Origin of the sequence: Pseudomonas sp., assembly GCF_049645325.1 — a bacterium.
GTDB lineage: Bacteria > Pseudomonadota > Gammaproteobacteria > Pseudomonadales > Pseudomonadaceae > Aquipseudomonas.
This window is the reverse complement of the sequence record NZ_JBARTQ010000445.1, coordinates 1-14,999: the sequence shown is the minus strand read 5'-3', so window position 1 is coordinate 14,999 and position 14,999 is coordinate 1. Positions and strand designations below refer to the sequence as shown.

18 protein-coding genes are annotated in these 14,999 nt (G+C 58.3%); 6 read left to right on the top strand and 12 right to left on the bottom strand.

Translation table 11 applies throughout. The features are described 5' to 3' along the window. Positions 1-11 precede the first annotated feature (11 nt). From rpmI to thrS, 3 genes are read right to left on the bottom strand one after another with little or no spacing between them, the layout of a single operon-like run. Positions 12-206 (bottom strand): 50S ribosomal protein L35, encoded by a 195-nt coding sequence (rpmI, locus tag WBB95_RS19320; protein WP_002553160.1) that lies wholly within the window; start codon positions 204-206, stop codon positions 12-14. Between the two features lie 59 nt (positions 207-265). After that, complete coding sequence (gene infC / locus WBB95_RS19315; protein ID WP_015884933.1) at positions 266-817, bottom strand: translation initiation factor IF-3; 552 nt, start codon at positions 815-817, stop codon at positions 266-268. Then, a complete protein-coding gene (gene thrS, locus WBB95_RS19310; protein WP_424489036.1) occupies positions 817-2,739 on the bottom strand; it encodes a threonine--tRNA ligase in 1,923 nt (640 codons plus the stop codon). The genes infC and thrS overlap by 1 nt, the downstream gene beginning before the upstream one ends. A gap of 366 nt (positions 2,740-3,105) precedes the next feature. Here thrS and WBB95_RS19305 point away from each other — a divergent pair, with 366 nt between their 5' ends. After that, positions 3,106-3,423, top strand: a complete 318-nt coding sequence (locus WBB95_RS19305) for a hypothetical protein (protein ID WP_424489035.1) — start codon at positions 3,106-3,108, stop codon at positions 3,421-3,423. Positions 3,424-3,712: 289 nt separating this feature from the next. Further along, a complete protein-coding gene (locus tag WBB95_RS19300; RefSeq protein WP_003234260.1) occupies positions 3,713-3,925 on the top strand; it encodes a cold-shock protein in 213 nt (70 codons plus the stop codon). Between the two features lie 73 nt (positions 3,926-3,998). On the opposite strand, the gene WBB95_RS19295 is transcribed toward WBB95_RS19300, so the two are convergent. Beyond that, positions 3,999-4,319: an I78 family peptidase inhibitor gene (locus WBB95_RS19295; protein WP_424489034.1), complete on the bottom strand. Its 321-nt coding sequence runs from the start codon at positions 4,317-4,319 to the stop codon at positions 3,999-4,001. 143 nt (positions 4,320-4,462) lie between these two features. Then, positions 4,463-4,771 (bottom strand): hypothetical protein, encoded by a 309-nt coding sequence (locus tag WBB95_RS19290; protein ID WP_424489033.1) that lies wholly within the window; start codon positions 4,769-4,771, stop codon positions 4,463-4,465. Between the two features lie 154 nt (positions 4,772-4,925). On the opposite strand from WBB95_RS19290, the gene WBB95_RS19285 reads away from it, so the two are divergent. Next, positions 4,926-5,138 carry a hypothetical protein gene (locus WBB95_RS19285; protein WP_015884938.1) on the top strand — a complete coding sequence of 71 codons (213 nt, stop codon included), beginning with the start codon at positions 4,926-4,928 and terminating at the stop codon, positions 5,136-5,138. A 33-nt stretch (positions 5,139-5,171) separates the two neighbouring features. Here WBB95_RS19285 and WBB95_RS19280 read toward each other — a convergent pair whose 3' ends face one another. From WBB95_RS19280 to WBB95_RS19250, 7 genes are read right to left on the bottom strand one after another with little or no spacing between them, the layout of a single operon-like run. After that, positions 5,172-6,200, bottom strand: a complete 1,029-nt coding sequence (locus tag WBB95_RS19280; protein WP_424489032.1) for a nucleoside hydrolase — start codon at positions 6,198-6,200, stop codon at positions 5,172-5,174. Between the two features lie 26 nt (positions 6,201-6,226). Then, positions 6,227-6,631: a D-ribose pyranase gene (gene rbsD / locus WBB95_RS19275; RefSeq protein WP_078738095.1), complete on the bottom strand. Its 405-nt coding sequence runs from the start codon at positions 6,629-6,631 to the stop codon at positions 6,227-6,229. Beyond that, entirely contained in the window at positions 6,628-7,545 is a 918-nt protein-coding gene (gene rbsK, locus WBB95_RS19270; protein WP_424489031.1) for a ribokinase, read from the bottom strand. Before rbsK ends, rbsD begins: the two co-directional genes overlap by 4 nt. A gap of 23 nt (positions 7,546-7,568) precedes the next feature. After that, positions 7,569-8,591, bottom strand: coding sequence for a LacI family DNA-binding transcriptional regulator (locus tag WBB95_RS19265; RefSeq protein ID WP_424489030.1), 1,023 nt, complete (start codon positions 8,589-8,591; stop codon positions 7,569-7,571). Positions 8,592-8,594: 3 nt separating this feature from the next. Then, complete coding sequence (locus WBB95_RS19260) at positions 8,595-9,572, bottom strand: ABC transporter permease (protein ID WP_424489029.1); 978 nt, start codon at positions 9,570-9,572, stop codon at positions 8,595-8,597. Beyond that, positions 9,569-11,122 carry a sugar ABC transporter ATP-binding protein gene (locus WBB95_RS19255; protein ID WP_424489028.1) on the bottom strand — a complete coding sequence of 518 codons (1,554 nt, stop codon included), beginning with the start codon at positions 11,120-11,122 and terminating at the stop codon, positions 9,569-9,571. Before WBB95_RS19255 ends, WBB95_RS19260 begins: the two co-directional genes overlap by 4 nt. A gap of 57 nt (positions 11,123-11,179) precedes the next feature. Next, positions 11,180-12,139 (bottom strand): sugar ABC transporter substrate-binding protein, encoded by a 960-nt coding sequence (locus WBB95_RS19250; RefSeq protein WP_424489027.1) that lies wholly within the window; start codon positions 12,137-12,139, stop codon positions 11,180-11,182. Positions 12,140-12,704: 565 nt separating this feature from the next. On the opposite strand from WBB95_RS19250, the gene WBB95_RS19245 reads away from it, so the two are divergent. The 3 genes from WBB95_RS19245 to WBB95_RS19235 all read left to right on the top strand — a co-directional run bounded on the left by WBB95_RS19245 (position 12,705) and on the right by WBB95_RS19235 (position 14,922). Beyond that, a complete protein-coding gene (locus WBB95_RS19245) occupies positions 12,705-13,793 on the top strand; it encodes an asparaginase (protein ID WP_424489026.1) in 1,089 nt (362 codons plus the stop codon). Between the two features lie 183 nt (positions 13,794-13,976). Then, complete coding sequence (locus WBB95_RS19240; RefSeq protein ID WP_424489025.1) at positions 13,977-14,228, top strand: DUF1654 domain-containing protein; 252 nt, start codon at positions 13,977-13,979, stop codon at positions 14,226-14,228. 4 nt (positions 14,229-14,232) lie between these two features. Next, positions 14,233-14,922: an endonuclease gene (locus WBB95_RS19235; protein ID WP_424489024.1), complete on the top strand. Its 690-nt coding sequence runs from the start codon at positions 14,233-14,235 to the stop codon at positions 14,920-14,922. The last annotated feature ends 77 nt before the right edge of the window (positions 14,923-14,999 follow it).

Here is a 14,999-nt window from a genome sequence, read left to right as displayed (position 1 = left end):
CTTGACTAAAATTAACGAAGGCGCAGCATGCGCTCGACTTTTGCCACGTCAGACGGATGCAGCAAGCTGCTACCGCGCAATTGACGCTTACGCTTGGTCGACATTTTGGTCAGGATGTGGCTCTTGAAAGCGTGCTTGTGCTTGATACCGTTAGCAGTTTTCAGAAACCGCTTAGCAGCACCACTTTTAGTTTTCATCTTTGGCATGTTCTGTACTCCGCATTCAGTTGATAAACATAATCAGAAGGCCTGCCGTGCCCTGTTGATTACTTCTTCTTTTTCGGGGCGATGACCATAATAAGCTGGCGTCCTTCCATCTTAGGATGCTGCTCGACAGAACCGTACTCCAGCAGGTCAGCTTCAACCCGCTTGAGGAGTTCCATCCCCAGCTCCTGGTGCGCCATCTCACGGCCGCGGAATCGCAAGGATACCTTGGCCCTGTCCCCATCACTCAGGAAACGTACCAGGTTGCGCAGTTTTACCTGGTAATCCCCTTCCTCCGTCCCTGGACGAAACTTGATTTCTTTTACTTGAATCTGCTTCTGGTTCTTCTTCGCTGCGGCAACCTGTTTCTTCTTTTCGAAGATCGATTTGCCGTAGTCCATCACCCGGCAAACGGGTGGGATTGCATCGGCGGAGATTTCCACCAAGTCCAATTTGGACTCTTCAGCAATACGAAGCGCTTCATCAATCGAGACGATGCCAATCTGCTCGCCGTCAGCGCCAATTAACCGAACCTCGCGTGCCGAGATATTCTCGTTGATCGGGGCTTTCGGTGCAGCTCGTTTATCTTGTCTCATTTCACGCTTAATAATAATTACTCCGAATCTGGGCGACCACGCCGGGAAACCGCTTGCGCGAGGAACTCAGCGAACTGGGCGACGGGCATCGAGCCCAGGTCAGCACCTTCACGAGTACGCACAGCGACAGTCTGCATCTCGACTTCCCGATCTCCGATAACCAAAAGATAGGGAACCTTGAGCAAAGTATGCTCGCGGATTTTAAAGCCGATCTTTTCATTTCTCAAGTCGGACTTGGCACGAAATCCGCTTTCGTTGAGAGTTTTTTCAACTTCAGCGGCAAAATCTGCCTGTTTATCAGTGATATTCATGATCACTGCCTGGGTCGGAGCAAGCCACGCGGGGAACGCACCCTCGTAGTGCTCGATCAGGATCCCGACGAACCGCTCGAACGAGCCGAGGATCGCCCGGTGCAGCATAACCGGGTGTTTACGGCTGTTGTCTTCGGAGACGTATTCGGCTCCCAGACGGATCGGCAGGTTAAAATCGAGCTGCAGGGTACCACACTGCCAGACACGGCCAAGGCAATCTTTCAGCGAGAACTCGATCTTCGGACCGTAGAACGCGCCCTCCCCCGGCTGCAGATCGTACGCAAGCCCCGCGCTGTCAAGCGCAGCGGCCAACGCGGCTTCAGCGCGATCCCACAACTCGTCGGAACCGACACGTTTTTCCGGACGAGTGGACAGCTTCATTTCGACTTCGGTGAAACCGAAATCGCGATAAACGTCCATGGTCAGCTTGATGAACGCTGCGGATTCAGCCTGCATCTGCTCTTCGGTGCAGAAAATGTGGGCGTCGTCCTGGGTAAAACCGCGCACACGCATGATGCCGTGCAGTGCACCCGATGGCTCGTTACGGTGGCAGGCACCAAACTCGGCCAGGCGCAGCGGCAACTCGCGGTAGCTCTTCAAGCCCTGATTGAACACCTGTACGTGGCACGGGCAGTTCATCGGCTTGATGGCGTAGTCGCGGTTTTCCGACTGGGTCGTGAACATGTTGTCGGCGTAGTTGGCCCAGTGCCCGGATTTCTCCCACAGGCTGCGGTCAACGACCTGAGGCGTTTTGATCTCCAGGTAACCGTTGTCGCGCTGAACCTTGCGCATGTACTGCTCAAGCACCTGGTAAAGGGTCCAGCCGTTCGGGTGCCAGAACACCATGCCCGGCGCTTCTTCCTGGAGGTGAAACAGGTTCAGGCGCTTGCCGATCTTGCGGTGGTCGCGCTTTTCAGCTTCTTCGATGCGCTGGATGTAGGCTGCCAGCTGCTTCTTGTCAGCCCAGGCAGTGCCGTAAATACGCTGCAGTTGCTCGTTCTTCGCATCGCCGCGCCAGTAGGCACCGGACAGCTTGGTCAGCTTGAACGACTTGAGGAAGCGTGTGTTCGGCACGTGCGGACCACGGCACATGTCGACGTATTCTTCGTGGTAGTACAGGCCCATGGCCTGCTCGTCCGGCATGTCTTCGACCAGGCGCAGCTTGTAGTCTTCGCCACGGGCGGTGAACACGTCGATGACTTCGGCGCGCGGCGTGACTTTCTTGATCACGTCGTAATCTTTTTCGATCAGCGCGTGCATGCGCGTTTCGATGGCCGCCAGGTCGTCCGGAGTGAAAGGACGCTCGTAGGCGATATCGTAATAGAAGCCTTCGTCGATGACCGGGCCGATAACCATTTTCGCAGTGGGGTACAACTGCTTGACCGCATGGCCGATCAGGTGAGCACAAGAGTGGCGAATGATCTCCAGCCCCTCTTGGTCCTTGGGCGTGATGATTTGCAGGCTGGCATCAGTGGTGATCAGGTCGCTGGCGTCAACCAGCTTGCCGTCGACCTTGCCGGCCACAGTGGCCTTGGCCAGGCCTGCACCAATGGATGCGGCGACCTCGGCTACGGAAACCGAATGATCGAATGAACGTTGACTGCCGTCGGGAAGAGTAATAGTTGGCATGGCGCCTCCTCTCCTAGTGGTGACCCCTACCAAAGGTCACGTGGGTTGGGATGAGCCAGTACAAGATCCAATACCAGGCCGTTCACTGATGAACGCCTGCCTTACAGCGGCAGGAGCCTTTCGGCCAACCGATAATCGAACCAGAGTGACTGGAGTGAGCTAAAAAGAACATGGCAAGGCGGCAAATGGCACACCTGGAAATAGCCAAGCGCACGATGCTAGCACAGATGAACGGTCATCGCGCCGGCACCGCCTTACGAAATACAAATTCCCGCGTTTATGGCTGCAAAAGTGAACTTGGGCTGTACGCCAAGCCTCAAACCCACTGAGAATTGCCGTTCGTCCTCGACCCAAAGGAGCATCCACATGATGCGTTTCACCTCGACCCTCGCTCTCGCTGCTTCCCTGGCTTTCCTGTCCCTCGGCGCCCAGGCAGCCGCCCCATCGAACTGGCCTTCGGCTGGCGATCGGGACAACTTCGTCAAGGACTGCAGCTCTGCGGCCCAGCAGAGTGTTGATGCCAAAACCGCCAAAGACCATTGCGAATGTGGCGCAGACAAGATCAATGCCGAATTGAGCACCGCGGAAATCAAGGAACTCATGACCAACCAGAACGCCAGCCAGGCACTTAAAACCAAAGCAGTCACGGCTATTTCGTCCTGCAAAGTCGCGAAGAAAAACTAAAAAAGAACACTGGCCAGACGGTCGTACTGCTGAAAAAACAGCCTGAAAACTGCCATTTCTCACAAATTACGCAGCTTTTACGGCTTTTTTTAACAGCTGATATCACGCACCAAAGCCCCGTAAACCGGGGCTTTCAGCTGGCCAAAGCAGTAAATACAACGCTATTGATCAGCAAACAATGCCTTGGGGGGGCTCCCAAGCCGAACATTTCGACTATGATAGCCCAGTGTGCCCAGTTGGCCTGAGCAGCACAGTACTACTGAAAATATATGTTTCTTGGAGATACACCATGTCTAATCGCCAAACCGGCACCGTTAAATGGTTCAACGATGAAAAAGGCTTCGGCTTCATCACTCCTCAAGGTGGCGGTGACGACCTGTTCGTACACTTCAAAGCTATCGAAAGCGACGGTTTCAAAAGCCTGAAAGAAGGCCAAACCGTTTCCTTCGTGGCTGAGAAAGGCCAAAAGGGTATGCAAGCTGCACAGGTTCGCGGCGAGTAATTCTCCGCTGAGCTAAAAAAACCCCGTCCATGTGACGGGGTTTTTTATGGGCGCTGCAAAAGCCGTCAGGCTGTCAGCCGCAGTTGACCCGCGTGATCACCAGATTGTCGTCGGTGTTCAGGTTCAAACGGTCGGAGCGGTACTCCAGCGTGATCATGTCATTGGGCTTGAGAATGCGCGCATTTTGAGCTCCGGCACGAGTACGTGCTTGCTCAAGCAGCTGGGGAGAGGCTTTCTGGCCTACGGCGAACTCGGCAGCCTTTGACTCACAGCGGCTGAAACCGGCGCCGGCAGCGGTAGCATCTTTGCCTGGCTCAGGGGCACCCGGGGTGCTGCAACCCGCCAGCGCGAGTGCTGCCAACAAAGTACCGAATGATGCGAGCTTCCAAGGCATGAAGCCTCCTATGATAAAAAATGAACAGAGATCGTGCGACAGCGGTATGACGGATTGGTTTCAAGACGTAAACCGTGCGGGGCAAGTCTGCCTGACTCTCGACCGGCAATCGTCCGGTCAATCGTGACCAGATATGAATGCACTCAGTAGATGTCGATGTAGTCGAACGGGGGCTTTGGCCAGTTCTGCTTCAGCGCATTGAAAATCTGGGTGACCCAGACTTCATCGCTGGCTGCCACGTTACCGACGTAACCGGAACCCTTGGCCCAGGTTTCCAGGCGAAACAACAGCCCGTCGATCTCCACGCCACCCACAGCGGTGCCGGAGGAGATATAGGCGATACCCGCCTTTGTCACCCTCAGCTGGGTATGTTCGTCGTCGCTGGCACTGGCGATCAGCTGACGCACAGCGGCCAGGGTCAGGTTCTCGGGGTTGTTCAAATCGATCTGCACGCGGTTTTCCCCGGCAATTGGACAGGCCGACAGTGTCGCACAGCGCCTCAGTCATGCCTAAGTAGCAGTGCCAAACGCCACGCAAAATGGTTAACTGCCCAGGTAAAGCCGCGTTTTAGCGCATTGCCCTGTACTTCCAGCTCGCGAGACATCCATGACCACCGTAACCCTGCAAGCCGACATCAAAGCCAAATGGCCCCAAGGGCAAAGTTCCTACAGCCCCGGAAGCCCGGAAGAATTGGCAATCATTGGTATCGACCTGCTGGTCAAAGAACTGGGTACCCAGGCTGCGCAAGCGTTCATCGGCCAGATATTCGAAAAATACCCGGCCGACCACATGGGGGCACATAACCCCGAGCGCGAATAAGAACCGGCCGGCGAGCGCCGACCGGCACACACGTTACTTCAAACGCGCCAGCCGTTCGGTCAGCAGATCGAAAAAGCCCTGGGCGTCGCCATTCTCAACCCAGAAGGCGTTCTTCGGCTGCTTCAGGCCGTCGTACCAGTCAACGATGGTCTGGCCGAAGGTCGGGCCTTCACGGCTGTCCACGACCACATTGACTTCACGCCCGCTGAACAGGGAAGGCTTGAGCAGGTAGGCAATCACGGTAGCGTCGTGTACCGGGCCGCCCGGGATGCCGTAGTGCTCCATGTCGCCTTTGACGTATTCATTCAGAATGTCGCCAACCACCTTGCTTGCGTTGTTGTTCAGCGCTGCGATTTTCTTCAGGCGCGCTTCGCTGGTCAGGATCTTGTGGGTCACGTCCAGTGGCAGGTAAGTCATCTTGACGCCACTTTTGAGCACGACTTCAGCCGCGATCGGGTCCGCGAACAGGTTGAACTCGGCCACCGGCGTGATGTTGCCGCCATTGAAGTGCGCGCCGCCCATTACCACCACTTCCTTGATGCCTTGGGTGATTTCCGGTGCCTGGGTCAATGCCAATGCCAGGTTGGTCTGTGGACCGAGCATGGCGATGGTGATGCTGTGCGGCTTGGCGGTGCTCAAGGTCTTGATCAGGTAATCAACCGCATTACCGTCGGCCAGGCCTTTTTTCGGCTCGTGCACGGTGACGCCGGAAATACCCTCTTTGCCGTGGATGTTTTCGGCATAGATCGGCGTACGCAGCATGGGCTTGGGCGCACCGGCGTAGACCGGAATTTCCTCTCGCCCTGCCCACTCGCGGGCCAGGCGCGCGTTGCGGGAGGTCTTGTCCAGGCGCACGTTACCGGCAACGGTGGTCAGCGCACGAATGTTCAATTCGTCTGGGGAAGCCATGGCGAACAGCAAGGCCACGACATCATCGGCGCCCGGGTCGGTGTCGATGATCAGGTCGATTTTTTCCGCCGCGTGGGCGCTGGCTGCAGTGAGTGCGGACAAAAGCAGGACACTCCGAAACAGGTTTTTCAGGGTTGGAAGACCATGTTGCATGAAACACTCCTTGTCGTAGGGAAACGCTAGAACGTGACGCCGGAGACCAGCGCGATATTGCAGTAAGGCTGGCACTCACCCGTGCGAACAACGGCGCGAGCCTTGCGGCTCAGCTGTTTGAATTCGTCATGGCTGACCAGGCGACGCTCACCCAGGGCCGCCTGTTCAGTCAGGGTGTTGAGGTCTGTCAGCGCCGGTGGCTGCTTGAGCAGGATCTCCTCGGCCAGCACGTGGCTTTCTACCTGCATCTCGCTGAGCACAATGCGCAACGTGCTGATGAAATCCGGAATGCCCTGGGTCAGCGCCAAGTCAATCAATTCGACGCCCGGCGGCACCGGCAGGCCGGCATCACCGATGACCAGGATGTCGCCGTGCCCCAGGGAGGCAATCACGCGCGACAGGGCGATATTGAGCAGAGGTGTCTTTTTCATAAGGGCACAAAACCTTGAACGTCGTGCAGCGTAGGAATAGAGGGTTGCGCACCGGCGCGGGTCACAGACAACGCCGCTGCAACCTGGCCAAACCGGATGGCCTCGGCTTCGCTCTTGCCATTGGCGAGTGCGGCGGCAAAACCGCCGACAAAGGTGTCGCCGGCAGCCGTGGTGTCCACGGCCTTGACCTTGGGCGCCACCAAGTGCTCGAAGCTGATGCCATCGGCAAACAAAGCGCCCTGCGACCCCAGCGTGATGATGACTTTGCCAGCCCCTGCCTTGATCAACTGCGTCGCAGCAACCTTGGCAGTGTCCAGCGAGTCAACCGTCACGCCCGTTAGCGCGCTGGCCTCACTTTCGTTGGGAATCAGGTAATCGACCGAGGCGTACCACTCTGCAGGCAAGGGGCCGCTGACCGGCGCCGGGTTGAGGATCACCGTCTTGCCCAGTTCACGACCGCGCTTGAGGACGTGGCCAACGGTGTCCATCGGCACTTCCAGCTGGCAGATGATCACGTCGGCGGCCTGCAACACGGCGTCAGCGGCCTGCAATGACGCAGGCGTCAATTCGCCGTTGCTGCCGGCCACGATCACGATTGCGTTCTGGCTGCTGTCATCGACGACAATCAGCGCCACACCGCTGGAACCCCCTACCGTGCTGACAGCCTGGCAATCAATACCCTCCACCTGCAGTGCATCGCGCAGTTGGGTGCCGTAGGCGTCAGTGCCGACGCAACCGATCATCGCCACCTCAGCCCCCAAGCGTGCCGACGCCACCGCCTGATTAGCGCCCTTGCCGCCAGGGACGGTGGAGAACGTTTGCCCGATCAGGGTTTCACCCGCGCGGGGCAACCGGCTGGCGCGGGTGACCAGGTCCATGTTCAAGCTGCCTACTACCACTACTTTTGCTGGCATACATCAGTACTCGTCAATTCGGTTCAGCGGTATTGGGCGAACACACCGGCAAACGGCGCCGTGGACTCACGCAATACAATGCTCGGCGTCACGATGCGTTGATCGATCGGCAGTTGGGGGGTCGCAATTCTTTGTAATAACAGCTCGGCCGCCGTCTCGCCCAGTTGCACGATCGATTGCCCGACCGTGGTCAGCGCAGGGTACACATAGCGGCCCATCTGGATGTCATCAAAACCGATCACCGACAGCTCGCCGGGAACGCGGATATTGCGCTCTGCCGCAGCACGCAATACGCCGAAACCAATCATGTCGTTGCTGGCGAAAATCGCGCTGGGCGGGTTTTCCGCGAGTAATTGCACCGCGGCGGCGTAACCACCGGTGCTGGTGAAGTCACTCTCACGGGTGCGATTGGCGACCACTTCCACACCCGCTTCACGCAACGCGCGCTGATACCCCGCCAGACGCATCTGCGCCACGCGGGTGTGGCCCGGGCCGCCGATGCAGGCGATATCCCGGTGGCCCAGCTCAAGCAAATGCCGGGTCGCCAGGTAGGCGCCCTCCTCGTGGTCGATGCGCACCAGGTCGACATCAATACCATCCAGCGCGCGGTCGACAATCACCATGGGCGTGCGCACCGCGCTCAAGCCGGCGGCAAGACCACTGTCGTCGCCGCCCACCGAGGTCACGATCAAGCCGTCGACGCGCTTTTCCAACAGCACACGCAGATAGCTGCGCTGTTTTTCAGCGTTGTCGTCGGAGTTGCAGAGAATCACGCAGTAACCATTACGCTCGCAGTAATCCTCGATGCCACGGGCCAGCTCCGCAAAATACGGGTTGAGGCTGTTGGGCACCAACAAGCCGATGGTGGCGGTGGTCTTGGCCCTGAGTGAGCGCGCAACCGCGCTCGGCACATAGTCCAACTGCTTGATCGCCGCTTCCACCTTGATCCGCACAGGCTCGCTGACCGGCCGCGTCTTGTTCACCACATGGGACACGGTGGTGTAGGAAATGCCTGCAAGCGCTGCCACATCCTTGATCGTTGCCATGGTTCAGCCCCGCCGACTGGCGCGCTGGCTGCGGTAGGTGTCGAGGACCACGGCAATCACGATCACGGCACCGGTAATGATGCGTTTGGTCGGTTCCGTGGCGCCGATCTGCGCAAGGCCAGCGGCCAATACCGAAATAATCAACACGCCAAAGAACGTACTGATTACCGAGCCGCGCCCGCCCATCAGGCTGGTGCCGCCGATCACCACCGCCGCGATCACCTGCAGCTCCAGGCCGGAGCCGGCATTCGGGTCCGCCGCTTCAAGGCGCGAAATCTGGAACAACGCCGCCACACCGGCCAGCAGGCCCATCAGGCTGAATACCAGGATTTTGTAAGGCTTGGGGTTGATCCCGGCGAGGCGCACAGCCTCTTCGTTGGTGCCGATGCCGATCAGGTAGCGACCAAACACGGTACGGGTCAATACCAGCTGCGCAGCGATGATCACCAGCAAGGCAATGATAAACGACGGCGAAATACCGAAGGCAACCGGGTTGGACAGCCAGGCAAAGGAATCACCGATATAGGCGGTGCGCGAGCCGGTCATCTGGTAGGCCACGCCGCGCGCCATTTCGAGCACGCCGAGAGACACGATGAACGACGGAATACGCCAGGCCACGGTAATCGAACCGGTGATGGTGCCAGCCAGGGCGGCGCAGCCCATGCCGAGCAAAGCGGCCGGCAGCACGCTCCAGCCCCAACTGAGAATCGCCACGCTGACGGCCGATGCCGCCAAGGCCAGCACCGAGCCCACCGACAGGTCGATCCCGCCGATGATCAAGATAAAGGTCATGCCCACCGCCAGCACCATCAGGTCCGGGATCTGGTTGGCCAAGGTGCTGAAGGTGTCGTAGGAAAGGAAGTGATCGCTCAACACCGAGAACAGCGCAATCATCGCCAGCAAGGCACCGGCCAGCCCAAGGTAGGTGCCCAGGCCATAGAAGTTGCCGCCAGTTTTACCGGGGGAATGTGTGGTTTTCATGGGGTATCCCTAAGCACTGCGTCGTTAAGCAGCGCATCACGTTTCTGATAGCCGGCAAAGGCGGCGGCGAGCAATTCGTCCTGGGTCCAGCTGTCGCGCTCGAAGGTCTCGATCAAGCGCCCGGCGGACAACACGCCGATGCGATCACAGATCAGCATCAGCTCGCGCAGGTCACTGGAGACCACCACCAGCGCTTTGCCTTGGCGCGTCAGTTCGCCAAGCAAGGCATAAATGTCGAACTTGGCACCGACATCGATGCCGCGGGTCGGTTCATCGAACAACATCACCGCGCAGTCGCGCTCCAGCCAACGGCCGATCACGACTTTTTGCTGGTTGCCGCCCGACAGTTCGGAGACCAACTGTGCCGGGCTGGAACTGCGGATACGCATGGCATCCACCTGGCGCTTGGCCAACGCGGTTTCGTCGCGGCTGTTCACCACGCCGCCGCCGGAGATTTTCGGCATATTGCCCAAGGCGATATTGGCGCTGATCGATTGGGTCAGCAGCAGGCCTTCGCCCTTGCGGTCTTCGGTGATCAAGGCGATGCCATGGCCCACCGCGTCCACGGGTGAACGAATGCTCACCACCTGAGCCGGCGAGCCGAGCGCCACGGTACCGCTGTCGGCAAGGTCGGCGCCGAAGATCAGGCGCAGCAATTCAGTGCGGCCTGCGCCAATCAGGCCGGAGATGCCGTAGATCTCGCCGGCACGCACTTCAAACGACACGTCACGGACCTTGTCCGAACGGGTCAAGCCTTTAACCGTCAGTGCTGGGCCGCCAATGGTGCGCGGGCCCAAGTCAATCTTCTCGCCCAGTTCGCGACCAACCATCAACGTGACCAGTTGCTCGCTGTTGTAGTTGGCCATCGGCTCGACGCAGACCAGTTTGCCGTCACGCAGTACGGCAATGCGTTGGGCGACACGGGCCAGCTCTTCAAGCCGGTGAGAAATATAGATGATCGCCACACCCCGGGCCTGCAGGCGGGTGATTTGTTCAAACAGCATCTCGACTTCACGGGCAGTCAACATGGCCGTGGGTTCGTCGAGGATCAGTACGTGGCAATCGCCGATCAGGTTGCGGGCGATTTCCACCATCTGTTGATGGCCGATGCCCAAGCTGCCGACGAGGGTATCCGGGTCGATCGCATCCAGGCCAACCTGGGCCATGGCTTCGATCGCGGCTTTGCGCAATTGCTTGCGGCTGATCCAGCCACAATGGCTGGGCAGGTTATCCAGGAACAGGTTTTCGGCCACGGTCAGGGTCGGCAACAGGTTGAGTTCCTGCATGACCATGCGCACGCCCAGCCCTTCGGCCTGGGTGCGGCTGCCCGGACGGTAGTCCTGGCCATTGAACTGCATGTGCCCGGTGGTCGGCGTGACCAGCCCGCCGATTATTTTCGACAACGTGCTTTTACCCGCGCCGTTCTCACCGGTCAGCGCCAGCACTTCCCCGCGATTGAGCGTCAGGGTGATGTCGGACAGAACCGGTTGGGCATAGGTCTTGCCGATACCGCTGACCGAGAGGACAGCGTTCGGGGCGGAAGATGACATAGGAAAATCTCCAGGCGCCCGCTCAGGACGAGCGGGCGCTGTTGGGTGCTGCCAGGATTACTTCTTGAGGACGAGTTCGACCGGGGTTTCGATCATGCCGTCCACGGCATCGACTTTTTCACCCTTGACCAGCTTCAGTGCGTTCTGGATACCGAACACCGCTTGCTGGGCAGCAGCCTGGTCGGCAGTCGCCAGCACACGGCCATCCTGCAGCATCGGCTTGATGGCTTCGATGTTGTCGTAGCCGACAACCAGCACTTTGCCGGCCTTGCCCGCGCCGCGCACGGCGGAGACAGCGCCCAGTGCCATGTTGTCGTTACCGGCCAACAGTGCCTTGATGTTCGGGTTTGCCTGAAGCATCGCGGCGGCAATGGCGTTGCCCTTGTCAATTTCCCATTCACCGGACTGGGTGGAGACGATCTTCATGCCGGCGGCGTCCATCGCATCCTTGAAGCCTGCGGTGCGCTGTTGGGCATTGGTGGTGGTCGACACACCTTCGATGATGCCGACCTGATCACCGGCTTGCAGTTGCTTGGCCAGGTATTCACCCACCAGGCGCGCGCCCTTGCGGTTGTCAGGCCCTACAAATGGAATATTCAAGGATTTGCTTTTCAGCACGTCCACGTCCAGGCGGTTGTCGATATTGACGATCTTGATGCCTTTGTCCGAAGCCTTCTTGAGCACGGTCACCAGCGCTTTCGAGTCAGCCGGGGCAATGACGATGGCATCAACTTTGGACAGGATCATCTGATTGACGATATCGATCTGCGCACTGGTGTCGGTTTCGTTCTTGATACCGTTGGTGATCATGTCGAAATCAGCGGAATGGGCTTTTTGATAGGCCTTGGCGCCGTCCTGCATGGTGACGAAGAATTCATTCGCGAGGGATTTCATCACCAGGCCAACCTTGGGTTTGGCGGCGGCGTCATCGGCGAATGCAGAGGAAAGGGGCAGAGCAGCGGATGCGGCAGCAAGCACAGCGACAGCAAGAAGACGTCCAGCAAATGGCAGCTTCATGGGTTCACTCCGATCTTATGATTATTGTGAGCAACGCCTGCACCGAAGAACACTTCGGCAGCCCTCCCACCCGGGCGGCTGATACGAGCTGTCACGCTACTCCAGGAGTGCGCCGTGAACCATCTCGCAAACGTTTGCGTTAATCAAACTATGAGAACCTTGTCGGCATTTGTCAACGGGAGAAAACCGGGTTTCATCCAGGCTCTCCAGCTCTCTGCCCTGATACCACGTAGCTGAATCGATTAAACATCGCCCTTGCCGGGCCTTTCTCTAAAACGACAGCCCGTGATGCCTATGTCATACGAGGCTCGTCGACATTCCATCATAATTTTCGGACAACCGAACGCAATATCGCTCCACTGTTCGGAAAGCCGGACAACGACACATCAACCCTAACCAAAAAATCAATATAAGTTGTTTTAAATCAATTGGTTAATTAAAAAAAATAACCACAATCGGCTTGGTACAGATCCTGCTCTTTCTCAGCACCTCGTGGCATTCAGAACCGCCCGGGCGTTCTAGATGAACCTGCTTCCGCACTCATCAAAAACCAGAGAGAAAAATAATGAAATCTGCACTGAAGTCCTTTGTCCCGGGCGCCCTCGCCCTCCTGCTGCTGTTCCCCGTTGCCGCCCAGGCAAAGGACGTTGAAACCAAGGCAAAACTTTCCAACGTAGTCATTCTCGCCACCGGCGGCACCATTGCCGGCGCTGGCGCCAGTGCGGCCAACAGCGCCACTTACCAGGCAGCCAAAGTCGGTATCGAGCAACTGATCGCCGGTGTTCCTGAGCTTAGCCAGATTGCCAATGTGCGCGGCGAGCAAGTGATGCAAATTGCGTCCGAAAGCATCACCAATGAAAACCTGCTGCAACTGGGCCGCCGCGTGGCTGAATTGGCCGACAGCAAGGACGTGGATGGCATCGTGATCACCCACGGCACCGACACCCTGGAGGAGACCGCCTACTTCCTGAACCTGGTGGAAAAAACCGACAAACCCATCGTTGTGGTCGGCTCCATGCGCCCAGGCACCGCGATGTCGGCGGACGGCATGCTCAACCTGTACAACGCCGTGGCCGTCGCCGGCAGCAAAGATGCTCGCGGCAAAGGCGTGCTGGTCACCATGAACGATGAGATCCAATCGGGTCGCGATGTCAGCAAGATGATCAACATCAAGACCGAAGCGTTCAAGAGCCCATGGGGCCCACTGGGCATGGTCGTTGAAGGCAAATCCTACTGGTTCCGCTTGCCTGCCAAGCGCCACACCCTGGATTCGGAATTCGACATCAAGACCATCAAGAGCCTGCCGGACGTAGAAATCGCCTACGGCTACGGAAACGTAAGCGACACCGCCGTCAAGGCGCTGGCCCAGGCTGGCGCCAAAGCCATCATTTTTGCCGGTACCGGCAATGGCTCGGTGTCTTCCACGGTCGTCCCGGCCCTGCAAGCGTTGCGCAAGCAAGGCGTGCAGATCATTCGTTCTTCCCACGTGAACGCCGGCGGCTTTGTTTTGCGCAACGCCGAACAGCCTGATGACAAGTACGACTGGGTTGCCGCCCATGACCTGAACCCGCAGAAAGCGCGGATCCTGGCCATGGTTGCGCTGACCAAGACCCAGGACAGCAAAGAACTGCAACGGATGTTCTGGGAATACTGATTCTTGGTGACACCTTTGCAGGGGCGGGTCTCTCCGCCCCTGCTTCCCCCCCTTCCATGCCTCTTCCCCGCCTACACCAGAACGCCTTAACCGCTGACAGCCGAACTTCTTGAAATTTAAGCAGTTGCGAAAATGCTCACAGTTAAATACTGTATGCACGTACAGCACACTAAGGAATACTCCGTGGCAAAGTCCCCTTCCGCAGCGCCTACCCCGCCCGATGCCTACCAACGCCTCGGCGTTCGCGTGCAGAAAATCATCAACTCGACCAACGCCCAGAAAGCCAAGGCGGCCTTGATCTTCCGCTTACCGGAAGAGCCTGAGGATGAATGGGCACGTTTGCTGGAAGAAATCGCGGAGAACGACAACGTCACCCTCGCCTATCGGGATGATGGTGGCGTGCAGATTTTCTGGGTTGTGCCGAAGGAAGATTGATTCAATGAGTGCCCGCTTTATTGCTGTGTTTTGCCTGTTTTTCGCTGTCGCTGCCCAAGCCCAGGCGCCTCGAACCTTCAGCGAGGCCAAGAAAGTGGCGTGGAAGCTCTACGCCCCACAGTCCACCGAGTTTTATTGTGGCTGCAAATACACCGGTAACCGTGTCGACCTGAAAGCTTGCGGTTACATTCCGCGCAAAAACGCCAGCCGTGCCGCACGCATTGAATGGGAACACATCGTACCGGCCTGGCAAATCGGGCACCAACGCCAGTGCTGGCAGGACGGCGGGCGCAAGAACTGCACACGCCGGGATGCCGTGTTCAAGCGCGCCGAAGCCGACCTGCACAACCTGGTGCCGAGCATCGGCGAGGTGAATGGCGACCGTAACAACTTCAGTTTTGGTTGGTTGCCGGCACAACGCGGGCAGTACGGCTCGTGCTTGACCCAAGTGGATTTCAAGGCCAAGAAGGTCATGCCGCGCCCGTCGGTTCGCGGAATGATCGCCCGCACCTACTTCTACATGAGCAAACAATACGGCCTGCGCCTGTCAAAACAGGACCGCCAGTTGTACGAAGCCTGGAACAAGACCTACCCGGTGCAAGCCTGGGAGCGTCAACGCAACCAGACGGTGGCCTGCGTAATGGGGCGTGGCAACGCGTTTGTCGGCCCGGTGAACCTCAAAGCCTGCAGTTGAAGGCGGGTGGGGTTCCCGCCCAGTTCGCCCTTATTGCGCAGCCTTGTGCTCGATGACCTGCGATTCAGTGTCGTTTT

Coding starts and splice junctions, on each gene's coding strand:
- WBB95_RS19280 (WP_424489032.1), bottom strand. CDS start 6,200: ATGCAACATGGTCTTCCAACCCTGAAAAACCTGTTTCGGAGTGTCCTG.
- WBB95_RS19255 (WP_424489028.1), bottom strand. CDS start 11,122: ATGTCATCTTCCGCCCCGAACGCTGTCCTCTCGGTCAGCGGTATCGGC.
- WBB95_RS19265 (WP_424489030.1), bottom strand. CDS start 8,591: ATGGCAACGATCAAGGATGTGGCAGCGCTTGCAGGCATTTCCTACACC.
- rpmI (WP_002553160.1), bottom strand. CDS start 206: ATGCCAAAGATGAAAACTAAAAGTGGTGCTGCTAAGCGGTTTCTGAAA.
- rbsD (WP_078738095.1), bottom strand. CDS start 6,631: ATGAAAAAGACACCTCTGCTCAATATCGCCCTGTCGCGCGTGATTGCC.
- WBB95_RS19300 (WP_003234260.1), top strand. CDS start 3,713: ATGTCTAATCGCCAAACCGGCACCGTTAAATGGTTCAACGATGAAAAA.
- WBB95_RS19260 (WP_424489029.1), bottom strand. CDS start 9,572: ATGAAAACCACACATTCCCCCGGTAAAACTGGCGGCAACTTCTATGGC.
- WBB95_RS19295 (WP_424489034.1), bottom strand. CDS start 4,319: ATGCCTTGGAAGCTCGCATCATTCGGTACTTTGTTGGCAGCACTCGCG.
- WBB95_RS19250 (WP_424489027.1), bottom strand. CDS start 12,139: ATGAAGCTGCCATTTGCTGGACGTCTTCTTGCTGTCGCTGTGCTTGCT.
- WBB95_RS19305 (WP_424489035.1), top strand. CDS start 3,106: ATGATGCGTTTCACCTCGACCCTCGCTCTCGCTGCTTCCCTGGCTTTC.
- WBB95_RS19245 (WP_424489026.1), top strand. CDS start 12,705: ATGAAATCTGCACTGAAGTCCTTTGTCCCGGGCGCCCTCGCCCTCCTG.
- rbsK (WP_424489031.1), bottom strand. CDS start 7,545: ATGCCAGCAAAAGTAGTGGTAGTAGGCAGCTTGAACATGGACCTGGTC.
- thrS (WP_424489036.1), bottom strand. CDS start 2,739: ATGCCAACTATTACTCTTCCCGACGGCAGTCAACGTTCATTCGATCAT.
- WBB95_RS19235 (WP_424489024.1), top strand. CDS start 14,233: ATGAGTGCCCGCTTTATTGCTGTGTTTTGCCTGTTTTTCGCTGTCGCT.
- WBB95_RS19285 (WP_015884938.1), top strand. CDS start 4,926: ATGACCACCGTAACCCTGCAAGCCGACATCAAAGCCAAATGGCCCCAA.